18 protein-coding genes are annotated in these 20,330 nt (G+C 71.6%); 9 read left to right on the top strand and 9 right to left on the bottom strand.

The window, feature by feature from the left end:
• The first annotated feature begins 29 nt into the window (after window positions 1-29).
• Window positions 30-1,676 (top strand): phosphoenolpyruvate--protein phosphotransferase, encoded by a 1,647-nt coding sequence (gene ptsP, locus BQ6202_RS09625; protein WP_072314258.1) that lies wholly within the window; start codon window positions 30-32, stop codon window positions 1,674-1,676.
• Window positions 1,677-1,733: 57 nt separating this feature from the next.
• Here the strand turns inward: ptsP and BQ6202_RS09620 are convergent, their stop codons facing one another.
• From BQ6202_RS09620 to BQ6202_RS09610, 3 genes are all read right to left on the bottom strand, one after another.
• Window positions 1,734-3,404, bottom strand: a complete 1,671-nt coding sequence (locus BQ6202_RS09620; protein WP_072314257.1) for a GTPase family protein — start codon at window positions 3,402-3,404, stop codon at window positions 1,734-1,736.
• Entirely contained in the window at window positions 3,401-5,287 is a 1,887-nt protein-coding gene (locus tag BQ6202_RS09615; RefSeq protein WP_072314256.1) for a dynamin family protein, read from the bottom strand. The genes BQ6202_RS09620 and BQ6202_RS09615 overlap by 4 nt, the downstream gene beginning before the upstream one ends.
• A gap of 68 nt (window positions 5,288-5,355) precedes the next feature.
• Window positions 5,356-5,838 (bottom strand): hypothetical protein, encoded by a 483-nt coding sequence (locus BQ6202_RS09610; protein ID WP_072314255.1) that lies wholly within the window; start codon window positions 5,836-5,838, stop codon window positions 5,356-5,358.
• Between the two features lie 124 nt (window positions 5,839-5,962).
• Here BQ6202_RS09610 and BQ6202_RS09605 point away from each other — a divergent pair, with 124 nt between their 5' ends.
• Window positions 5,963-6,157 (top strand): helix-turn-helix transcriptional regulator, encoded by a 195-nt coding sequence (locus BQ6202_RS09605; protein WP_072314254.1) that lies wholly within the window; start codon window positions 5,963-5,965, stop codon window positions 6,155-6,157.
• A 10-nt stretch (window positions 6,158-6,167) separates the two neighbouring features.
• The gene (locus BQ6202_RS09600) at window positions 6,168-6,554 is read left to right on the top strand and encodes a hypothetical protein (RefSeq protein ID WP_072314253.1); all 387 of its coding nucleotides are present in this window, start codon (window positions 6,168-6,170) and stop codon (window positions 6,552-6,554) included.
• A gap of 3 nt (window positions 6,555-6,557) precedes the next feature.
• On the opposite strand, the gene BQ6202_RS09595 is transcribed toward BQ6202_RS09600, so the two are convergent.
• The 6 genes from BQ6202_RS09595 to BQ6202_RS09570 all read right to left on the bottom strand — a co-directional run bounded on the left by BQ6202_RS09595 (window position 6,558) and on the right by BQ6202_RS09570 (window position 12,363).
• Window positions 6,558-7,412 carry a tryptophan-rich sensory protein gene (locus BQ6202_RS09595; protein ID WP_083587183.1) on the bottom strand — a complete coding sequence of 285 codons (855 nt, stop codon included), beginning with the start codon at window positions 7,410-7,412 and terminating at the stop codon, window positions 6,558-6,560.
• Window positions 7,413-7,530: 118 nt separating this feature from the next.
• Window positions 7,531-8,388, bottom strand: a complete 858-nt coding sequence (locus tag BQ6202_RS09590) for a succinate dehydrogenase iron-sulfur subunit (RefSeq protein WP_083587182.1) — start codon at window positions 8,386-8,388, stop codon at window positions 7,531-7,533.
• Window positions 8,388-10,175 carry a succinate dehydrogenase flavoprotein subunit gene (gene sdhA, locus BQ6202_RS09585; protein ID WP_072314252.1) on the bottom strand — a complete coding sequence of 596 codons (1,788 nt, stop codon included), beginning with the start codon at window positions 10,173-10,175 and terminating at the stop codon, window positions 8,388-8,390. The genes BQ6202_RS09590 and sdhA overlap by 1 nt, the downstream gene beginning before the upstream one ends.
• 21 nt (window positions 10,176-10,196) lie before the next feature.
• The gene (gene sdhD, locus BQ6202_RS09580; protein WP_072314251.1) at window positions 10,197-10,652 is read right to left on the bottom strand and encodes a succinate dehydrogenase, hydrophobic membrane anchor protein; all 456 of its coding nucleotides are present in this window, start codon (window positions 10,650-10,652) and stop codon (window positions 10,197-10,199) included.
• Complete coding sequence (sdhC, locus tag BQ6202_RS09575) at window positions 10,652-11,098, bottom strand: succinate dehydrogenase, cytochrome b556 subunit (RefSeq protein WP_072314250.1); 447 nt, start codon at window positions 11,096-11,098, stop codon at window positions 10,652-10,654. The genes sdhD and sdhC overlap by 1 nt, the downstream gene beginning before the upstream one ends.
• Window positions 11,099-11,211: 113 nt before the next feature.
• Window positions 11,212-12,363 carry a glycosyltransferase family 4 protein gene (locus BQ6202_RS09570; protein WP_159433637.1) on the bottom strand — a complete coding sequence of 384 codons (1,152 nt, stop codon included), beginning with the start codon at window positions 12,361-12,363 and terminating at the stop codon, window positions 11,212-11,214.
• Window positions 12,364-12,504: 141 nt separating this feature from the next.
• Between BQ6202_RS09570 and BQ6202_RS09565 the strand changes: the two genes are divergently transcribed.
• From BQ6202_RS09565 to BQ6202_RS09540, 6 genes are all read left to right on the top strand, one after another.
• Entirely contained in the window at window positions 12,505-13,617 is a 1,113-nt protein-coding gene (locus BQ6202_RS09565) for a mannose-1-phosphate guanylyltransferase (protein ID WP_072314249.1), read from the top strand.
• A gap of 40 nt (window positions 13,618-13,657) precedes the next feature.
• Window positions 13,658-14,737: a BMP family lipoprotein gene (locus tag BQ6202_RS09560; RefSeq protein ID WP_234946179.1), complete on the top strand. Its 1,080-nt coding sequence runs from the start codon at window positions 13,658-13,660 to the stop codon at window positions 14,735-14,737.
• Between the two features lie 97 nt (window positions 14,738-14,834).
• Window positions 14,835-15,977, top strand: a complete 1,143-nt coding sequence (locus BQ6202_RS09555; RefSeq protein ID WP_083587181.1) for a BMP family lipoprotein — start codon at window positions 14,835-14,837, stop codon at window positions 15,975-15,977.
• 125 nt (window positions 15,978-16,102) lie between these two features.
• Window positions 16,103-17,629: an ABC transporter ATP-binding protein gene (locus BQ6202_RS09550; protein ID WP_072314246.1), complete on the top strand. Its 1,527-nt coding sequence runs from the start codon at window positions 16,103-16,105 to the stop codon at window positions 17,627-17,629.
• On the top strand, window positions 17,626-19,035 hold the full coding sequence (locus BQ6202_RS09545; RefSeq protein WP_234946178.1) for an ABC transporter permease: 1,410 nt from the start codon (window positions 17,626-17,628) through the stop codon (window positions 19,033-19,035). The genes BQ6202_RS09550 and BQ6202_RS09545 overlap by 4 nt, the downstream gene beginning before the upstream one ends.
• Window positions 19,032-20,327 (top strand): ABC transporter permease, encoded by a 1,296-nt coding sequence (locus BQ6202_RS09540; protein WP_072314245.1) that lies wholly within the window; start codon window positions 19,032-19,034, stop codon window positions 20,325-20,327. Before BQ6202_RS09545 ends, BQ6202_RS09540 begins: the two co-directional genes overlap by 4 nt.
• Window positions 20,328-20,330 lie beyond the last annotated feature (3 nt).

Genomic DNA, 20,330 nt, shown 5'->3' with positions numbered 1-20,330 from the left:
GGCCAGCCGGCTCAGCGTAGTGTGGCCGCATGAATGCGCTCTCTGGAGTTGGAGTCGGCAGCGGCATCGCCGCCGCGAAGATGCTGAAGATGCCGGATCCGCTCGCGCCGCCCAGCGACGAGCCGCTGGCCGCCGACGTCGAGAGCGAGCACCAGCGCGTGCAGCAGGCGCTGCAGCTGGTCGCCGACGAGCTGAACGCCCGGGCTGCGGCCGTCGGCGGCGAGGCCCAGCAGGTGCTCGAGGCCGCCGCGCTGATGGCGCAGGATCCCGCGATCCTCGACGACGTGCGGTCGCGGCTCGAGAGCGGCTCGAACGCCGAGCGGGCCACGTGGGATGCGTATGGGTCGTTCCGCGACATGCTCACCGCGATGGGCGGCTACATGGCCGAGCGCGCCACCGATCTCGAGGACGTCGCGCAGCGCGTCGTGGCGCGCCTGCGCGGCGTGTCCGCGCCAGGCGTCCCGCAGTCCGACGAGCCCTTCATCCTGATCGCCCGCGACCTCGCGCCCGCCGACACCGCCACGCTCGACCTCGAGAAGACCCTGGCGCTCGTGACGGAGGACGGCGGGCCCACGTCGCACACCGCGATCCTCGCTCGCTCGAAGTCGTTGCCCGCCGTGGTGGGTGTCGTCGGGATCCTCGGCGCAGCGAGCGACGGGCAGCTCGCCGTCGTCGACGCGAAGGCAGGCACCGTCGTGCTCGACCCCGATGCCGAGGCCGTCGCCACCGCCGGCGCGGAGCGCGAGGTCCGTCTCGCCGCTGCGTCCGCGCCGATCACGGACGGCGCGCTCGCCGACGGCACGAAGGTGCCGCTGATGGCCAATGTCGGGTCGGCGAAGGACGCGCCCGGTGCCGTGGAGCTCGGCGCCGAGGGCGTCGGTCTCTTCCGCACCGAGTTCCTCTTCCTGGGCGCCTCGAGCGCGCCATCGATCGAGGAGCAGACGAAGGCGTACACCGAGGTGCTGCAGGCGTTCCCGGGCAAGAAGGTCGTCGTGCGCGTGCTCGACGCCGGCGCCGACAAGCCGCTGGCGTTCCTGAACGACGCGCACGAGGAGAACCCGGCGCTGGGCCTCCGCGGCATCCGCGCACTCCGGGCCAGCGAGCAGGTGCTGCGCGATCAGCTGACGGCGCTGGCGGCTGCGCAGGCGGCGACTGACGCCGAGCTGCACGTGATGGCGCCGATGATCGCCGACCACGAGGAGGCGGCCTACTTCGTCGCCCTCGGCAAGGAGCTCGGCCTCACGAGCGTGGGCGCGATGGCCGAGGTGCCGTCGATCGCCGTGCTCGCCGACCAGGTCTTCGAGGCCGCGGACTTCGTCTCGATCGGCACGAACGACCTCACGCAGTACACGATGGCCGCCGATCGACAGCTCGGCACGGTCGCGCGGTTCCAGGATCCTTGGCACCCGGCGGTGCTGCGGCTCGTGAAGCTCATCGGCGACGCCGGCGCGCGTGCGGGCAAGTCCGTCGGCGTCTGCGGCGAGGCTGCCGCAGATCCTGCGCTCGCGGTGGTGCTCGTAGGCCTGGGCGCGACGAGCCTGTCGATGAGCGCGTCGGCCATCGCCGATGTGCGCGCCGAGCTGCTCACGGTGACGCTCGACGAGGCCAAGGAGCGCGCCGCGCGCGCTCTGACGGCGAACTCGGCCGCGGAGGCGCGCGAGGCGGCTGCAGGATAGGGTCCGCCGCCACCCGGCGCGAAGCGCGAGCCGCGGCGCCCGGTGGGGGACGCGGGTTCAGCGCGCGGCGCCCCCGGCGCGGCCGACGGCCAGTGCGAACGCGCGGGCGCGCTCTCGCTCTCCCTCGATCGGGAGCACCACGGTCTCGCGCGCGACGGCGGCGACCTGCCGCCGGAGTCGGCGCTTGGCGCGCCTGCGACGGGCAGCGCCGACCGCGCCGCCGATCAGCGCGCCGAGCAAGCCGAGCACGATGCCCAGCAGCACGCCGCCGAGGAGCGCCAGCAACGGGATCGGCCAGCCGTCGAACCACGTCTGCGTGCCCTCGAGCTGCGGGATCACCGGGGCGACCATGCCCCAGAGCGGCAGCACGAGCGGCAGCAGCAGCCAGACGCCCCCGATGACCGCGACCAGCAGCGCGAGCCACTGGAGCGCGGCGAGCACGGGCCACCACCACGAGCCGCGAGCCCCGAGGTCGGTGCGCGCGACCGCCCGGTCGAGCTCGCCCGGCAACGACTCCAGCGCATCCGCCGCCCGTTCGTGGATCGCGGCAGACCAGCCCTCGCCGAGCCCGGCCGCAGCCGCATCGGCGTAGGCGCGCACCGCGAGCCCAGCCTGCGCGCGCTGCGCCGCGCGCATCGGCGGCAGACCAGTGCGGTGGAGCTCGGCGTCGCGACCGCCATCGCGAGCGCGATCGCGCCCGAAGGGCAGGTGCAGCCGGCGCAGCGGATCGGGCGCGAGCCGCAGCATCCATGCGGTGAGCGGCCAGCCCGTGACCTGGCCAGCGCGCTTGCGGTAGCTGCCCGCGACAGCGCCGGCGACCGCATCCACGCTCGCCGCGGTCGCGAGGCCGCGCTCCAGCGCCTGCCCGTCGGCGCTGCGCAGCGTGCCGGGCACGCCGGCCGACTCCAGCCGCGCCGCGACGCCGCGGACGTCGGCGAGCAGCCGCTGCGTCGCCGCTGTGCGCTCGCCGGCGAATCGCGCGATCAGTCCTCGCAGCTCGGCGATGCCCGTGCCCTCGGTCGCGGACACCGGCAGCACCTGCACCCGCTCGAGGCCGTCGCGCCGCAGCAGTCCGCGCAGCGACTCGACGACGTGCTGGACCTCGCCGGCCGGCAGCCGATCGACCTGATTGAGGACGGCCGCCGTCACCGCGGCGTGCGTCGAGAGCGGTGCGATGAAGTCGCGGTGGATGACGGCGTCGGCGTACTTCTGCGGATCGACCACCCAGACCAGCACGTCGACCTGCCCGGCGAGGCGCTCGGCGATCGCGCGGTGCTCGAGCGCGACCGAGTCGAAGTCGGGCAGGTCGATCAGGATCAGCGAGAGCTCGTCGTCGCCCGCTCCGCCGCTGATCCCACCCGATCCGACGGCGAAGGGCCGCTCGATGATGCGTCGATCGCTGATCTGCAGCCAATCGAGCAGGGCGGATGCGCCGCGCGGGTTCCACACGGCGGCGAGCGGCTCGGAGGTGGTGGGCCTGCGCACGTGCGTGCGCGCGACGGCCTCGCCGACCAGCGCGTTCATGAGCGACGACTTGCCGGAGCCCGTGGCCCCGAAGAAGCCGACGACCGTGTGCTCCGAGGAGAGCGCCCGCCGCTCGCCGGCGCGCTCGGCGATGCGCCGCACCGCCTCGAGCTCATCGGCGGGCACGCGTCCTGCGCCGAGCTCCGCGGCCTCCGAGAGCGCCTCCAACAGCTCGTCGACGCTCTCCGTGCGCCGTCGGCTCATCGCGGCGGCTCCAGCTCGTGGACCTCGTCGGCCTCGCCGTCGATCGGCGACTCGGCCTGCGCACCCGTCACGACCGCATCCAGGGCCTCGCCCTCGACCATGTCGCTCGGCAGCAGCTCGCGGTGCGTCGCGCCATCGGCGGGCGTGCCGACCGCGGCCATCGCGCGCTCGAGCTGCGCGGCAGCATCGCGCAGCGCGTCGCCGTCGGCGCCCGCCTCGATTGGCTCGAGCAGCGGGTCCCAGCGGCTCGCCTGCTCGAGCAGGAGCACGTGCACGCGCGCCTCGAGGTCGGCCCGCGCCTGCGCAGCCAGCCGGCGCACCGCATCCTCTCCGAAGATCGTCTCGAGCAGCTTCTGCCCCACGACCGCCGAGCCGCCCGCGATGGCGAGCTCGCCGCCCGTCAGCCCGCCGGTCGAGGCGAAGACGACGACCATCAGGGCGACCGTGATGACGTTGAGCCCGAGCGACATCACGCGCGCCTTCGTGCGCTTGCCGGCTGCCTGCTCGGTGATCAGCTCGATGAGCGCCTGCTGCCAGTCGCGCACGAGCCTCGACGTGCGCTCCGGCAGGTCGGCAGGCGGATGCGCGAGGTCGGCCCCGCCGGTCAGCTGCCTGCCGACGGCGCTCTGCCGCACGCGCGACCAGGCGTCGGATGCCGCGCGGCCCGCCTCGTCGACCATCACCGCGTGGAGGCCCGACTCGATCTCGTGCTCGACCTCGACGGTCGGCGCGGGTCTGCCCTGGAACCACGCCGTCACGCGGTCGCGCGTGCGGGAGAACCAGGACTCGAGAGTGCGGAAGACGTCCGAGGTGCCCACGAAGTCCTGCCAGCGGGCGAGCACCTCGCCGCGCAGCAGCACGCCGTCGCGGGTGGCGTCGCCGACGCGCTCCGCCGCGTCGTGGTGGGCGGTGCGCACCGTCTCGCGCAGATCGCGCGCGACGACGAGCTGCTCGTCGCGGGCGTCGGCGACCGTGCGAGCGGTGGCACCGAGCCGCTCCACGGTGCCGGCGAGCGTGCGACCGGCGATGCGTGCGCGCTCGGCGCGATCGCCCGCGATGCCCGTGAGCCACGCGCGGATGCCCGCGACGGCCGACGCCGGCAGCATGCCGCGCTCGTCGAGCGGCGACTCCGTGACCACGAAGACGGGCGCGGATCCCAGGCCTCGCTCGCCCAGCATCGTGCGCAGATCGGCCTCGACCTCGGACTCGGCGCCCTGCGGCACCCGATTGAGCACGACGCCGACGGTGATGTCGCGAGCTGCCGCGTCGTCGAGCAGCTTCCACGGCACGGCGTCGGCATAGCGGTTGGCGGTGGTCGCGAAGAGCCAGAGGTCTGCCGCCGCCAGCAGCTGCCCGGCGAGCTCGCGGTTCTCGTCGGCGATCGAGTCGACGTCGGGCGCGTCGAGGATCGCGAGGTCGCGCGGCACGCGATCGTCGGTGACGAGGACCACCGAGCCGATCCGCGTGGCGTCGGGGTCGTCGCCAGCCTGGTGCGCGGGTGCCTCCCGCACGACACCCGTGACTCGGGCGAGGCCCGGCAGCATGCGCGTGGAGGCGAACCAGGCCGCATCGGCGGGGGAGTGCAGCAGGATGGGCTGCCGCGTCGTCGGGCGGATGACGCCGGTGCGCGTCACCGGGAGCCCCACGAGCGCGTTCACGAGTGTCGACTTGCCCGCACCGGTCGAGCCGCCCACGACCGCGAGCAGCGGCGCGTCGAGGTTGCTGAGGCGCGGCTGGATGTAGTCGTCGATCTGGCGGACGGCAGCGCGGCGCGCATCGCGGGCGACGTCGGCGCCGGCGATCGACAGCGGCAGGTCGACGCCGTCGAGCGCGGTGCGCAGGGCGTCGAGCCGGTCGAGGGCGGCGATGGTCGCGTGGTTCACGCGGCCAGTCTGCCCCACGCTGCTCGACGTCAGGCGGTCCGCTGCGGATCCGGCAGCGGACCGGGCGCTCAGCGCAGCGAGAGCAGCTCTGCGCCGCCGAGCGCCAGCAGGCCGAAGGCGACGCCCCACAGCACGATCGAGATGCACTGCCACAGGATGACCGCGTTGCGGGAGGCGCCGAACGACACCATGGCGGCCGAGGTGATCTGGCTCGGCAGCAGCGTCTGCCCGAGGATGCTGACGCCCGGCACGCCGAAGCGGTCGAACATGCGCTTGAGGCGCTGGCGGCGCGGCGAGCCCTCCTGCGCGGTCTCGCGACCGCCCAGGGCCTTCTTGCGCGCCGCATCCGCCACCAGCACGAACACGAGCATCGAGACCGCGTTGCCGACGATGGCGGCGCCGATCGCGACCGCGGGATGCACTCCGGCGAGGATGCCGATCACGGAGCCGAAGTAGCTCTCGACGAACGGGATGGCGCTGATCGCCATGATGCCCAGCCACTGCGCCCAGCCGGGCAGGCCGTTGGTGAAGTCGGAGAGGGCTTCGAGCACGAGGGGGTCCTTTCGGTGGCGGATGCGCGGTGACGCACTGGGCGCGCAGCGCGCCTGTGTGTCAAGTCGGCTTGTCATGACAAGTCTGCTTGTCACTCGCCGACGTGTCAAGTACGCTTTCCACATGGAGAGTCGCGTCCGCGAGCTGCGCCTGCGGCAGGAGCTGTCGCAGCTGGCGCTGGCGCAGGCGATGGGCGTCTCGCGCCAGACGATCAACGCGATCGAGACCGGCCGGTACGACCCCTCCTTGGCGCTCGCCGTGCACCTCGCGCGGCACTTCGGGATGACGGTGGAGGAGCTGTTCGATGTGGACGCGTAGGTGGCTCCGCATGTCGTGGTGGAACGCGGTGCTGACGGCAGCGACGCTGCTGACCGCTGTGCTGTTCGCGGTGCGCTCCCAGTGGCTCGTCGCGATCGTCTTCGCCGTGATCGCGATCGCGGGGGCAGCGAGCGCGATCTACGCGCGCTCCGGCCGAGCGAGCGACTACACGCGCCTCAACGCGGCGGAGTACCTGGACGAGCGAGACCGGAACATCGGGGTGCACGCGCTGGCGATCGTCGGCGTCTGCGCGCTCCTCATCGCCCTGGGCGCGTTCGTGGCGGCCATGCTGCTGCTCCAGCCCGACGATCCGATGTTCCTCGTGGCGTGGGCGCAGGCGCTGCTGCTCGCCATCGCCTGGGCGATCGCGAACGTCGTGGCCGTCCGCCGATCCTGAGCGTCAGGCCGGCCCGGGCGACGACCATGCGCGCACGCGCAGCGCGATCGCCGACACCGCGACGAAGACCGCCGCACCTGCGGCGGTGATCGCGACCGCCATGCTGTGCGGCTCGTCGAAGGCGCGGCCGACGGCGATCCAGGCCAAGCCCCACGCCATCGCGGCCGCAGGCGCGAGGCGCCCGTGGCTCCACAGCGCGAGCAGCAGGCCGATCGCAGCGACGACCGCGAGGATCGCGATCGCGGGCCCCTCGAAGGGCTCCGGGCGCACGCCGGCATCGGCGAGGAACGCCGCGACGTTCGCCACCGTCGCCACCGAGACCCAGCCGAGGTAGAGGCCGAAGGTGCCGTCGACCACCGCCGCCTCCTGCCAGCTCGCGGCACGCTCGCGCACGAGCACGCGCATGATCAGCACGAGCACGACCAGCAGCGCGACGATCACGACGACCGTGAGGGGCAGCAGGCCCGCCTGCGCGCAGATGATCCAGACCGCGTTCAGCACGAGCGAGGCGAGGGCGAGCCAGCCCATCCGCTGCTGTCGCGCGTCGCGACGGTGCCGAGGGAGCACCTGCCAGATCGCGTAGGCGGCGAGCCCGAGGTAGATGAGCGACCAGATCGAGAACGCAGGCCCCGCGGGCGCGAGCGGGGTGGCGTCGGCCGAGAGCGCGCCCGACGAAGCGCTCGAGACCTCCTGGCCGCCGAACGCGCCACCGCCGAGCGCCGCCAGCGCCAGCGTCGCCGGCAGCGCGATGAGCACGGCCCAGGGGCGGATGCGGTCGGCGAGGCCAGTGGCCCGACCGGCCCCGTCGGGGCGATCGGTGCGCGTCTCGGTGCGAGTGCTGTTCGCTGCGGCGTCCATGCCGAAACGATACATCGCCAGGCTAAGTATTCTCTGAGCGAAGCGCACGTGACCCCGCAGACGACGAGGCCCGCTCGGCGCCGGAGCGCGGAGCGGGCCTCGTCGGTGGGCAGGAGCCCTAGAGCTTGACGCCCGTCATCATCGCCTGCTTGACCTCGGCGATCGCCTTCGTGACCTGGATGCCGCGCGGGCAGGCATCCGTGCAGTTGAAGGTCGTGCGGCAGCGCCACACGCCCTCCTTGTCGTTCAGGATGTCGAGCCGCACCTGGCTCGCCTCGTCGCGCGAGTCGAAGATGAAGCGGTGCGCGTTCACGATCGCGGCCGGACCGAAGTACTGCCCGTCCGTCCAGAACACCGGGCACGAGGTCGTGCACGCGGCGCAGAGGATGCACTTGGTGGTGTCGTCGAAGCGCTCGCGCTCGGCGATCGTCTGGTGGCGCTCCTTGTCGGGCTTGCCCGTCGCCTGCAGGAAGGGCTGGATCTCGCGGAAGGAGTCGAAGAACGGCTCCATGTTGACGATCAGGTCCTTCTCGAGCGGCAGGCCCTTGATGGCCTCGACGTAGATGGGCTTCGACACGTCGAAGTCCTTCACGAGCGCCTTGCAGGCGAGGCGGTTCTTGCCGTTGATCCGCATGGCGTCCGAGCCGCAGATGCCGTGCGCGCAGGAGCGGCGGAACGCGAGCGAGGGGTCCTGCTCCCACTTGATGCGGTGCAGGGCGTCGAGGATGCGCTCGGTGGAGAACATCTCGACGTCGTAGTCGACCCAGCGGGGCTCGTCGTCGACCTCGGGGTCGTAGCGGCGCACGATGACGGTCACGGGGAAGCTCTGCGGCTCCTCGATCGGCTCAGCGGCCTCCAGCGGGCGGTCGTGCCCCTCGGCGGCCGAGTCGACCGAGTCGGGTGCGGTGCCGCCCTCGACCGAGGCAGCCTCTGCGGCGGTCTCCTGGCCGGGCGTGCTGACCTGTGTCGCTGCCATCAGTACTTCCTCTCCTGCGGCTCGTAGTGCGTCATGCGCACGGGCTTCCAGTCCAGCCGGATCTCCTGCGGCACCCCGGTGTCGCCGGCGGTGCGGTAGGCCATCGTGTGCTGCATGAAGTTGACGTCGTCGCGCGTCGGGTAGTCGTCGCGCATGTGGGCGCCGCGCGACTCCTTGCGGTTGATCGCGGAGACCACGACGATCTCGGCCAGGTCGAGCAGGAAGCCCAGCTCGACCGCCTCGAGCAGATCGGTGTTGAAGCGGCGGCCGCGGTCGTGGATGCGCACGTTCGGGTAGCGCTGGCGCAGCGCCGCGATGTCGGCGAGCGCGGTCTGCAGCGTCTCCTCGGTGCGGAACACCTGAGCGTTGCGGTCCATCGTCTCCTGGAGCGCCTTGCGGATCTCCGCCACGTTCTCGCTGCCGTTGCCCTCGCGCAGCTGCGCGAGCAGCTTGACGACGCCGTCCGCCGCATCCGTCGGCAGGTCGACGAAGTCGGCCGTCTGCGCGTAGGCGACCGCGTGGTTGCCGGCGCGCTTGCCGAAGACGTTGATGTCGAGCAGCGAGTTCGTGCCGAGGCGGTTGGCGCCGTGCACCGAGACGCAGGCGCACTCGCCGGCGGCGTAGAGGCCGGGCACGACGGTGTCGTTGTCGCTCAGCACCTGCGCGTCGTTGTTGGTCGGGATGCCGCCCATCGCGTAGTGCGCGGTGGGGTAGACCGGCACGCGCTCGGTCACCGGGTCGACGCCGAGGTAGGTGCGCGCGAACTCGGTGATGTCGGGGAGCTTCGTCTCGAGCACCTCTGCGCCCAGGTGCGTGCAGTCGAGGTAGACGTAGTCCTTGTGCGGGCCGGCACCGCGGCCATCCAGCACCTCCTGCACCATCGAGCGGGCGACGATGTCGCGCGGCGCGAGGTCCTTGATGGTGGGGGCGTAGCGCTCCATGAAGCGCTCGCCCGAGGCGTTGCGCAGGATCGCGCCTTCGCCGCGGGCACCCTCGGTGAGGAGGATGCCGAGCCCGGCCAGGCCCGTCGGGTGGAACTGGTAGAACTCCATGTCCTCGAGCGGCAGGCCCTGCCGCCAGATGATGCCGACGCCGTCGCCCGTGAGGGTGTGCGCGTTCGAGGTGGTCTTGTAGATCTTGCCGAAGCCACCGGTGGCGAAGATCACCGACTTGCCCTGGAAGACGTGGATCTCGCCGGTCGCGAGCTCGTAGGCCACGATGCCCGCGACGCGCTTGACGCCGTCGACCTCTGCCATGACGAGGTCGAGCGCGTAGAACTCGTTGAAGAAGTTCACGCCGTGCTTGACGCAGTTCTGGTACAGCGTCTGGAGGATCATGTGGCCGGTGCGGTCGGCGGCGTAGCAGGAGCGGCGCACGGGCGCCTTGCCGTGGTCGCGCGTGTGCCCACCGAAGCGGCGCTGGTCGATCTTGCCGTCGGGCGTGCGGTTGAACGGCAGGCCCATGTTCTCGAGGTCGTAGATCGCGTCGATCGCCTCACGCGTCAGGATCTCGGCGGAGTCCTGATCGGTCAGGTAGTCGCCGCCCTTGACCGTGTCGTACGTGTGCCACTCGTGGCTGTCCTCCTCGACGTTCGCGAGGGCTGCGGCCATGCCGCCCTGCGCGGCGCCCGTGTGGGAGCGCGTCGGGTAGAGCTTCGTGATGACGGCGGTCGAGGCCTTGGGGGCGGCCTCGATCGCCGCGCGCATGCCGGCGCCGCCGGCGCCCACGATCACGACGTCGAACTGGTGGTAGTGGATGCCGTCGGTGACGGGACTCTGGTCAGCCATGTAGCGGGGGATCTCCGGTGCTTAGAGCTCTGCGCAGAACGACGGCAGCAGCGAGGGGTCGGCGTTCGGCGGGCAGGGGTCGAACGTGAACGTGATGAGGGTGCCGAGGATGATCAGGACCGCGGCGGCGACGCCGATCGCCCCCAGCGCGACGGCGCGCACCTTGGGCTTGTGCACGTAGTCGTTGACGATCGTGCGCATGCCGTTCGAGCCGTGCAGGATGGCCAGCCACAGCATCAGCACGTCCCACCACTTCCAGAACGGGTCGGCGAGCTTGCCGCCCACGAAGCCGAAGTCGATGGCGTGGATGCCGCCGGGGGTCCAGATGAGGTTGTAGGCGAGGTGGCCGAAGATCAGCACCACCAGCACGACGCCGGAGGCGCGCATGAAGATCCAGCCGGCCTTCTCGAGGTTGGGGCCGCGACGGCCCTTCGAGCGGGCCGGGTAGGCGTAGTTCGGAGTCTCGATGGTCGTCATCAGTGCTCGCCCCCGATCTCGCCGAACTCGCCGAAGACGTTGGCGAGGTGGTTCGGCACGAAGTAGGCCATCAGCACCACGACGATGCCGATCACCACCCAGAACAGCGCGCGCTGGTGGCGCGTCGCCCACGACCACGAGTCGACCAGGATGATGCGCAGCCCGTTGATGGCGTGCAGCACGACCGCGCCGACGAGCACGACCTCGCCGAGGCCCATGATCGGGTTCTTGTAGGTCGCCATGACTGCGTTGTACGCCTCGGGGCTCACGCGGATCAGTGAGGTGTCGAGCACGTGGACAAGCAGGAAGAAGTAGATCGCCACACCGGTGATGCGGTGGAGCACCCACGACCACATGCCCTCGTTGCCGCGATACAGCGTGCCGCTGAACGTGGTCCTCCGAGGCGTGGGGTCGGGGAGGGTGAGGCTGCTCGATGTCTCAGACACGCGCGTTCCCTCCGAAGTTCGACCGGGCAAGATGCTCCCATCCTACGCCCGCGCGCTGGAGCTCGGGAGCGCCGCGAGCGCCGAGGCCCGTCTCGGGGCTCGGTCGCCGCCGGTCAGGCTTCGACCAGGTCCTCCGCGCCGCGGCGCGCGCGGCGGGCGGCCAGGTCGTAGTGGCCGATCAGCTGCTCGACCATGGCGGGCCACGATCGACCGAGCACGCGCCGTCGGCCCGCCTCGCCCATCCGCGCCCGCATGCCGGGGTCGGCGGCGAGCCGCTCGACGGCGAGGCGTAGCTCGGATGCGTCGTCGACGCCGAAGAGGAAGCCGGTCGTGCCGTGGTCCACGAGGTCGATCGGTCCGCCCGCGCGTGGCGCGACGACGGGCAGGCCGCTCGCCGCGGCCTCCTGCAGGGTCTGCCCGAAGGTCTCCTCCGCGCCCGTGTGGACGAAGGCGTCCATGGCGGCGTACGCGGTGCGCAGCCGGCTGCCCGCGAGCTGCCCGAGGAAGACGGGCTGCAGCGGTGCGAGCTGGCGGCGGGTCTCCGGCATGCCGGGGCCGTCCCCCACGATGACGACGCGGATGCCGGGCAGCCCAGTGAGCGCGCGAAGCCGGTCGAGCCCCTTCTCGGGCGCCACGCGGCCGACGTAGCCGATCACCGCCTCCCCTCCGGGAGCGATGCGTCGGCGCAGCGCCGTGGCGGCCTGGCTCGTGCGGTTGTCGGGGTGGAAGCCGTCGAGGTCGACGCCGCGCGCCCAGCCGTGCACCCGCTTGATGCCCGCCGCCTCGAGGTCGGCGATGGCCGAGGTCGAGGGAGCGAGGGTGCGGTCGGCCGCGTTGTGGATCAGGCGGATCAGCTGCCACGCGAAGGCCGAGCCGGCGCCGAGCCGGTTGCGGCGAGCGAAGCCCGCGACGTCCGTCTGGTAGATGGCGACGCTCGGGAGGCCGATGCGCGAGGCCTCGGCGAGCGCCTGCCCGCCGAGCATGAAGGGGCTGGCGGCGTGCAGCACGTCGGGCTGGAAGCGCTGCAGCAGGGCGGCCACCCGCGGGCTCGGCAGCCCGACGGGGAACTGCCGGTAGGCGAACGAGGGCACCTCGTGCACCGGCACGCCGCGGTAGTGCACGGGCGCACCGCAGCGGGGAGTGATGACGATCGCCTCGCGCCCGGTGTCGACGAGGTGATCCAGGACGCGGCAGACCGAGGTCGTCACGCCGTTCACGGTCGGCAGGAAGCTCTCGGTCACGATCGCGACTCGCTCGATGCTCACGGCGGCAACGCTACGGCGCGAGCGTGGGCGGGCGGGGAGGAGCGGGTGAACGCGCGGTGAACGCGGCCTGGGGATGTGCCGGGCCGCTCAGGAGGCGCCCAGCCCGGCGGCGGTCGCCGCGCGCATCACTAGGCTCGCAGCGTGGCGACCATCGACGACTTCTACAGCATCATCCCTGCCGGCGGCGCGGGCTCGAGGCTCTGGCCGCTCTCGCGCGCCGATGCACCGAAGTTCCTGCACGACCTGACGGGCAGCGGGAAGACGCTCCTGCGCGCGACCTTCGACCGCCTCTCGCCCCTCACGGGCGCCGGCCGCACGATGGTCGTGACCGGCCGCGCGCACCGCGCCGCCGTCGAGGCGCAGATCCCCGAGCTCGAGGACGCGAACATCGTGCTCGAGGCCGACCCGCGCGACTCGACCGTCGCGATCGCGCTCGCTGCGGCCGTGCTGCGCCGTCGCGAGCCCGACGTGATCGTCGGCTCGTTCGCCGCAGACCACGTGATCCACGACGAGCGGGCGTTCCGCCGCGCGGTGACGGAGGCGGTGACGGCTGCGCGCGCCGGCTACATCGCCGCGATCGGCATCACCCCGACCGAGCCCGCGATCGGCTTCGGCTACATCCGCGCCGGCGAGCCGGCCGGCGTCGAGGGCGCTCCGAACGCCGCCCTCGTGCAGCAGTTCGTCGAGAAGCCCTCCGCGCAGGTCGCGCGCCGCTACGTGGAGGAGGGCGACTACCTCTGGAACGCCGGCATGTTCATCGCCCGCGCCGACGTCCTGCTCGAGGAGCTCGCGAAGGAGGAGCCGGCGCTCTCCGCGCAGATCGAGGAGCTCGCAGCGGTGTGGGACGAGCCTGGCCGCCGAGGCCCGGCGGTCGATCGGCTCTGGCCGCAGCTGAAGAAGATCGCCATCGACTACTCGGTCGCCGAGCCCGCAGCGGCCCGAGGCCGCATGGTCGTCGTCCCCGGCGACTTCGACTGGGACGACGTCGGCGACTTCTCGGCGGTCGCGAAGCTGCACAACAACGGCCGCCGCGGCAGGCTCGCGATCCTGGGCTCCCAGGGCACCGTGATCGCCGACTCCGCGAGCGGCATCGTGGTGTCGCAGTCGAACCGCATCATCTCGGTCGTCGGCATCCACGACGTCGTGGTGGTCGACACCCCGGATGCGCTGCTCGTCACGACGACGGACAACGCGCAGCGCGTGAAGCAGGTCGTCGACGCCGTGCGGCGCAGCGGCAACGCCGACGCGCTCTGAGCGCGGGCTAGCATGGCGCCACCTGCCTGAAGGAGTCGCCGTGTCCCGCATCCTCGCTGTCCCCGCGCTCGCCGCGCTCCTCGTGCTGGCCGCGTGCAGCACGCCGCCACCCGCTGCGACCGATGGTGCCTCCGGTCCCGCCGACCCGGGGGCTGAGCAGGCGCTGGAGTGCGCGCAGATGGTCACCAACTCCGGCGGACTGAACGACCGCTCGTTCAACGAGACGAGCTGGGCGGGCATGCAGCGCGCCGACGCGGAGCTGGGCGTCGACGCGAACGCGCTGGTCTCCACGACCGAGAGCGACCTCGCGCCGAACGTGCAGGCCGCGGTCGACACGGGCTGCGGCTTCGTGCTGACCGTCGGCTACGAGCTCGTCGCCGCCACGCAGGAGCAGGCGGCCGCGAACCCCGACGTGCAGTTCGCGATCGTCGACGAGATTGTCGCGGGCGAGAACGTGCGCTCCATCGTCTTCGACACCGCGCAGGCGGCGTTCCTGGCCGGCTACACCGCCGCATCCGTCTCGGAGACCGGGGTCGTCGCGACCTTCGGCGGCACCAACCAGCCGCCCGTGACGCTGTTCATGGACGGCTTCGCCGCCGGCATCGAGGCCTACAACGAGGCCAAGGGCACGGAGGTGCGGCTGCTCGGGTGGGACACCGAGGAGCAGGACGGCACCTTCACGGGCGACTACGAGAACGTCAGCCTCGGCCAGTCGCAGACCCAGGCGTTCATCGCGCAGGGTGCCGACGTCATCCTCCCGGTGGCCGGCCAGGTGGGGGAGGGCGCCTTCCGCGCCTCCCTCGACGCCGGCGGCGAGGCGCTCGTCATCTGGGTCGACAACGACGGCTACGAGACGCTGCCCGCCGAGTTCCGTCCGCTGCTGCTCACGAGCATCCTCAAGGACACCGAGGATGCGGTGCTGCGGGCCGTGACCGACGCGGTCGACGGGTCCATCTCTGCGGAGGCGATCATCGGCACCCTCGAGAACGGCGGCGTGGACATCGCGCCCTTCCACGACCTCGAGAGCCGCGTCAGCGACGAGACGAAGGCCGAGCTCGATGCGCTCCGCGGGCAGATCGTCGCCGGCGAGATCGTGATCGATTCGCCCTTCGGCCGCTGAGGTCGAGCCTGAGACAACCTCGCGATTGCAACGATTGCGTTGCAGTGCCCGATGATCGGCCTGGCGGCCTCGCGCGCGGCCCTATGCTCGATCCATCATGCGCTCAGCCGCGTCGCGGCGAGCATCCTTTGCACTGGAGGATCCCTTGAGGAAGTTCACCCGTTCTGCTGCGCGAGGCGGCGTGCTCGCCGTCGGCGCAGCGCTGCTGCTCGCAGGCTGCTCCGCCGCCCCCGAGGCACCGTCGGGCTCCGAGCCCGCCGCTGAGGTGCCCACCACCGACATCCAGCCCTGCATCGTCTCGGACGAGGGCGGGTTCGACGACCGCTCGTTTAACCAGCTCGGTGCAGAGGGCCTCCGTGCCGCTTCCGAGACGCTCGGCGTCGAGGGCGTCGAGGTCGAGTCCTCCTCGCCGTCGGACTACGCGCCGAACCTCGACAGCGTCATCTCCGGCGGCTGCAACATGGTCGTCTCCGTGGGGTTCAACCTCGCCGAGGCCACCGGCGCCGCCGCCACCGCGAACCCCGACGTCAGCTTCGCGATCATCGACGACAACTCGATCACGGCCGACAACGTCAAGCCGATCGTCTTCAACACGGCCGAGGCCGCGTTCCTCGCCGGCTACGCAGCCGCCTCGCACTCCGAGTCGGGCATCATCGCGACATGGGGCGGCATCCAGATCCCGCCGGTGACGATCTTCATGGACGGCTTCGTCGAGGGCGCTGAGTACTTCAACGAGCAGAACGACGCCGACGTGCAGATCCTCGGCTGGGACGCCGAGGCGCAGACCGGCTCGTTCACGGGCGGCTTCGCGGCCGGCGTCGAGGCGAAGGCCATGGCGCAGACCTACATCGACCAGGGCGCTGACGTGCTCATGCCGGTCGGCGGCCCGATCTTCCTCTCGGCGATCGAGGCCATCCGCGACGCGGGCGACGACTCGGGCATCGCGATGATCGGCGTCGACGCCGACCTCTACGAGACCTCGCCCGAGAACGGCGACCTCTTCCTGACGTCGGTGCTGAAGGGCATGGCGACCGGTGTGGAGACCGTCATCACCGAGACCGCGAGCGGCGAGTTCTCGAACGAGCCCTACGTCGGCACGCTCGAGAACGAGGGCGTCGGCATCGCGCCGTTCCACGACTTCGAGGACTCGGTCGACGCGGAGCTGCAGACGCAGCTCGACGAGATCCGCGAGGCGATCATCGCCGGCGAGATCGTCGTCGAGTCGCCCGCCAGCCCGTAAGGGCGCTGCTCGCGTGGGGGTCGGCTCCGGCCGGCCCCCACGCGCGTGCACGGCCGCCGGTCCGCGCGAGCGGCTCGCCACCGGCTAGATTCACCCACGTCGTCAGCGTCGTCGAAGGAAGGCCCATGACTCTCGAGCACTCGACCCTCGAACTGCGAGGCATCACGAAGCGCTTCGGGGCGCTCACCGCGAACGATCACATCGACCTGCAGGTCAGGGCGGGCGAGATCCACTGCCTCCTCGGCGAGAACGGCGCGGGCAAGTCGACCCTCATGAACGTCCTCTACGGCCTCTACCGCGCCGAGGAGGGCGAGATCCTCCTCGACGGCGAGGTGCAGCGATTCTCCGGCCCCGGCGACGCGATGCGCGCCGGCATCGGCATGGTGCACCAGCACTTCATGCTCATCCCCGTCTTCACCGTCGCCGAGAACGTGCTGCTCGGCCACGAGCGCGCGCTCGGCGGCCTCGCCGGCGCGAAGCAGAAGGTGCTCGAGATCTCGCGGCGCTTCGGCTTCCACATCGACCCCGACGCCAAGATCGAGGACCTCCCCGTCGGCGTCCAGCAGCGGGTCGAGATCATCAAGGCCCTCTCGCAGGACGCCAAGGTGCTCGTCTTCGACGAGCCCACCGCCGTGCTCACGCCGCAGGAGACCGACGAGCTGATGGCGATCATGCAGCAGCTGCGCGACGAGGGCACCGCGATCGTCTTCATCACCCACAAGCTCCGCGAGGTGCGCGCGATCGCCGACCGCATCACGGTCATCCGGCTGGGCAAGGTCGTCGGCGAGGCGAGCCCCGACTCCTCGAGCACCGAGCTCGCATCCATGATGGTCGGCCGCCCTGTCGAGCTCACGGTGCAGAAGAGCCCGCCCGTGCACACCGACAACGAGCTGCGGGTGAGCGGTCTGACCGTCCTCGACGCGATCGGCCAGAAGGTCGTCAACGACGTCTCCTTCACCGTGCAGGGTGGCGAGGTGCTGTGCATCGCCGGCGTGCAGGGGAACGGCCAGACCGAGCTCACCGAGGCGATCCTGGGCCTGCAGCCGAAGTCGGCGGGCTCCATCAGCCTCAACGGCCACGAGCTGCTTGGCAGGTCGGTGCGCCAGGTGCTCGACTCGGGAGTCGGCTTCGTGCCGGAGGACCGCAACGTCGACGGCCTGGTCGGGCAGTACTCGATCGCCGAGAACCTCATGCTCGACCGCTACCGCGGCGCGCCCTTCGTCTCGGCCGGCACGGTCGACCGCGGCGCGCGCGACGAGTTCGCGACCGAGAAGCTCGGCGCCTTCGACATCCGCGCGCAGGACATCCACACGCGCGTCGGCACCCTGTCGGGCGGCAACCAGCAGAAGGTCGTGCTCGCCCGCGAGCTCGGCCGTCCCCTCGCCCTCTTCGTGGCGTCGCAGCCCACGCGCGGCCTCGACGTCGGCTCGATCGAGTTCGTGCACAGCCAGATCATCGCGACGCGCGACGCGGGCATCCCCGTCATCGTGGTCTCGACCGAGCTCGACGAGGTCGTCGGGCTCGCGGACCGCATCGCCGTGATGTATCGCGGCGGCGTCGTCGGCATCGTGCCCTCGGACACGAGCCGCGACACCCTCGGCCTGATGATGGCCGGCGAACGACAGAGCCACGCAGAAGGAGCCGCAGCGTGAACGATCAGCCGCGCGACGCCGACGACCCGATCCAGCCTGCGCAGCAGCCCCACGCGGGCGGGTCTCCCGACTCCGGCGAGGGGGCACCGGTGGTGCACGCACCCGAGGCGGCGGAGGTCGAAGCGCCGACGGTCGCCCCGCCGACCGACGACCGCCAGGTCGTCGGGGACGCCGATCCGTGGAACAGCGCCTTCCAGCGCATCATGGGCGGCAACCTGGTGATGGCGCTGCTGGCGATCGTCACCTCGCTCATCGTGGGCGGCATCCTCATCGCCCTCACCGACGAGCGGGTGCAGGAGACGAGCGGATACTTCTTCGCCCGTCCCGCCGACATGCTCAGCGCGGTCTGGGAGGCGGTCTTCGGCGCCTACTCCGCGCTCTTCCAGGGCTCGATCCTCAACTTCTCGCGCGCCGACGCGGGCTTCGCCCAGCTGATCAAGCCGTTCACCGACACGCTCAACTTCGCCACCCCGCTCATCGCGGCCGGCCTCGGCGTCGCGATCGCGTTCCGCGTCGGCCTGTTCAACATCGGTGGCCGCGGCCAGATGCTGTGGGCGGCCGCCGCTGCCGGCTGGGTGGGCTTCTCGTTCCAGCTGCCGCCGGTGCTGCACGTGCTCGTCGCGATCGCCGTCGGCATCGTCGCCGGAGCACTCTGGGGTGCCGTCGCCGGCGCGCTGAAGGCCTACACGGGCGCACACGAGGTGATCGTCACGATCATGCTGAACTTCGTGGCGCTGTGGTTCATCACCTGGATGCTGCGCACGCCGGGCCTGCTGCAGAACGCCGTGAACAACAACCCCATCTCGCCTCCGATGCCGGAGACGGCGGTGCTGCCGTCGATCTTCGGGCCGCCGTTCACCCTGCACTGGGGCTTCGTGCTGTCGGTCGCCGCGGTGGTGTTCTGCTCGTGGCTCATCAACCGCTCGAACCTCGGCTTCCAGTTCCGCGCGGTCGGGTACAACCCGAGCGCGGCGCTGAACGCGGGCATGAACGTCAAGCGCATCACGGTGCTCGCCATGCTCTTCGCGGGTGGCTTCATGGGCCTCGCCGGTGCGCAGCAGGTGACGGGCTCGGTCACGACCGGCTTCACCTCCGGCATCGACGCGGGCATCGGCTTCGACGCGATCACGGTCGCGCTGCTCGGCGGCTCGACGCCGTGGGGCACCTTCTTCGCCGGCCTCCTCTTCGGCGCCTTCAAGGCCGGCGGCTTCCGCATGCAGGCCGCCGAAGGCGTGCCGATCGACATCATCCTCGTGGTGCAGTCCTTCATCGTCCTCTTCATCGCCGCGCCGCCGCTCGTGCGGGCCATGTTCGGGCTCCCGCAGCCCGGCAAGAAGTCGCGCCGCCAGCGCCGCGACGAGGCAGCGCTCCGAGCCATGACCGAGCAGAAGGGAGCGCAGGCATGAGCACCTCGCAGCCCGTCGCGACCCCCGCCCCCGCCTCACCCGAGACCGTGGAGCTCGAGCGCGCCGTCGTCAAGCACTGGAAGGCGCCGATCTCCTACGCGGTGCTGACCGTGATCGCGCTGCTCCTCATGGTGCTGCTCGGCCGAGACGGCGAGGCGAGGCTTCGCCTGGCGTCCGCCGGCGACTTCTTCGCCCTGCCCGACGCGGTGCTGCCCGCCCGCGCGACGGGTGTCGTGGTCGTCGTGCTGCTCGCAGCGCTCACCGCCCTGTCCTCCTGGGCGGTCGCGACCCTGCGCCAGCAGGGCATGTGGCTCCCGATCGCCTTCGGCATCCTGTTCGTGCTGGGCTTCCTCACCTGGGCCGGCGCCGGAGCGATGATCCCCATCCCCGGTCTCCTCTTCGCCACCATCGGCCTCTCGGTGCCACTGATCTTCGGCGCGATGGGCGGCGTGATCTCCGAGCGGGCCGGCGTCGTCAACATCGCCATCGAGGCGCAGCTCCTGTGCGGCGCCTTCACGGGCGCCGTCGTCGCCTCCACCACCGGCGTCACCATGCTGGGCGTGCTCGCCGCGATGCTCGCGGCCGTGCTCGTCTCGATGGTGCTCGCGGTCTTCGCGATCCGCTACTACGTCGAGCAGGTCATCGTCGGCGTCGTGCTCAACGTGCTGATCGCCGGCCTGACCAACTTCCTCTACTCCTCGGTGCTCAGCGACAACCCGGCGCTCAACTCTCCCGAGCGGCTGCCGAAGATCCCCATCCCGCTGCTCGAGAGCATCCCGCTCCTCGGCCCGGCGCTGTTCAAGCAGTCGATCATCGTCTACGCGATGTACGTCATCGTGCCGCTCATCGCCTGGGGCCTGTTCCGCACCACGTGGGGCCTGCGGCTCCGCGCGATCGGCGAGCACCCGCTCGCGGCCGACACGGTCGGCATCAAGGTCACGAAGCTGCGCTTCTGGAACGTGTCGCTCGCCGGCGCGGTCGCGGGCCTCGGCGGCGCCTACTTCACGCTCGACTCCAACGGCGCGTTCACGCGCGAGATGACGGCGGGCCTGGGCTACATCGCGCTCGCCGCGGTGATCTTCGGCCAGTGGCACCCGATCAAGGCGACCTTCGCGGCGCTGCTGTTCGGCTTCGCCTCAGCGCTGCAGCAGACGCTCGGGGCGATCGGCTCCCCGGTGCCGAGCGAGTTCATGCTCATGCTGCCGTACGTCATCACGATCCTCGCCGTGGCGGGCTTCATCGGTCAGTCGCGCGCCCCTGCGGCGAGCGGCAAGGCCTACGTCAAGCAGTAGGGG

Source organism: Agrococcus sp. Marseille-P2731 (assembly GCF_900117395.1).
Lineage (GTDB): Bacteria > Actinomycetota > Actinomycetes > Actinomycetales > Microbacteriaceae > Agrococcus.
This window is presented reverse-complemented; position numbering and strand designations above follow the sequence as displayed.

Excerpts from the sequence above, each read along its gene's own strand:
- ptsP (WP_072314258.1), top strand. The coding sequence starts at position 30 with ATGAATGCGCTCTCTGGAGTTGGAGTCGGCAGCGGCATCGCCGCCGCG.
- BQ6202_RS09620 (WP_072314257.1), bottom strand. The coding sequence starts at position 3,404 with ATGAGCCGACGGCGCACGGAGAGCGTCGACGAGCTGTTGGAGGCGCTC.
- BQ6202_RS09605 (WP_072314254.1), top strand. The coding sequence starts at position 5,963 with ATGGAGAGTCGCGTCCGCGAGCTGCGCCTGCGGCAGGAGCTGTCGCAG.
- BQ6202_RS09600 (WP_072314253.1), top strand. The coding sequence starts at position 6,168 with ATGTCGTGGTGGAACGCGGTGCTGACGGCAGCGACGCTGCTGACCGCT.
- BQ6202_RS09595 (WP_083587183.1), bottom strand. The coding sequence starts at position 7,412 with ATGGACGCCGCAGCGAACAGCACTCGCACCGAGACGCGCACCGATCGC.
- BQ6202_RS09590 (WP_083587182.1), bottom strand. The coding sequence starts at position 8,388 with ATGGCAGCGACACAGGTCAGCACGCCCGGCCAGGAGACCGCCGCAGAG.
- sdhA (WP_072314252.1), bottom strand. The coding sequence starts at position 10,175 with ATGGCTGACCAGAGTCCCGTCACCGACGGCATCCACTACCACCAGTTC.
- sdhD (WP_072314251.1), bottom strand. The coding sequence starts at position 10,652 with ATGACGACCATCGAGACTCCGAACTACGCCTACCCGGCCCGCTCGAAG.
- BQ6202_RS09555 (WP_083587181.1), top strand. The coding sequence starts at position 14,835 with ATGCGCTCAGCCGCGTCGCGGCGAGCATCCTTTGCACTGGAGGATCCC.
- BQ6202_RS09550 (WP_072314246.1), top strand. The coding sequence starts at position 16,103 with ATGACTCTCGAGCACTCGACCCTCGAACTGCGAGGCATCACGAAGCGC.
- BQ6202_RS09540 (WP_072314245.1), top strand. The coding sequence starts at position 19,032 with ATGAGCACCTCGCAGCCCGTCGCGACCCCCGCCCCCGCCTCACCCGAG.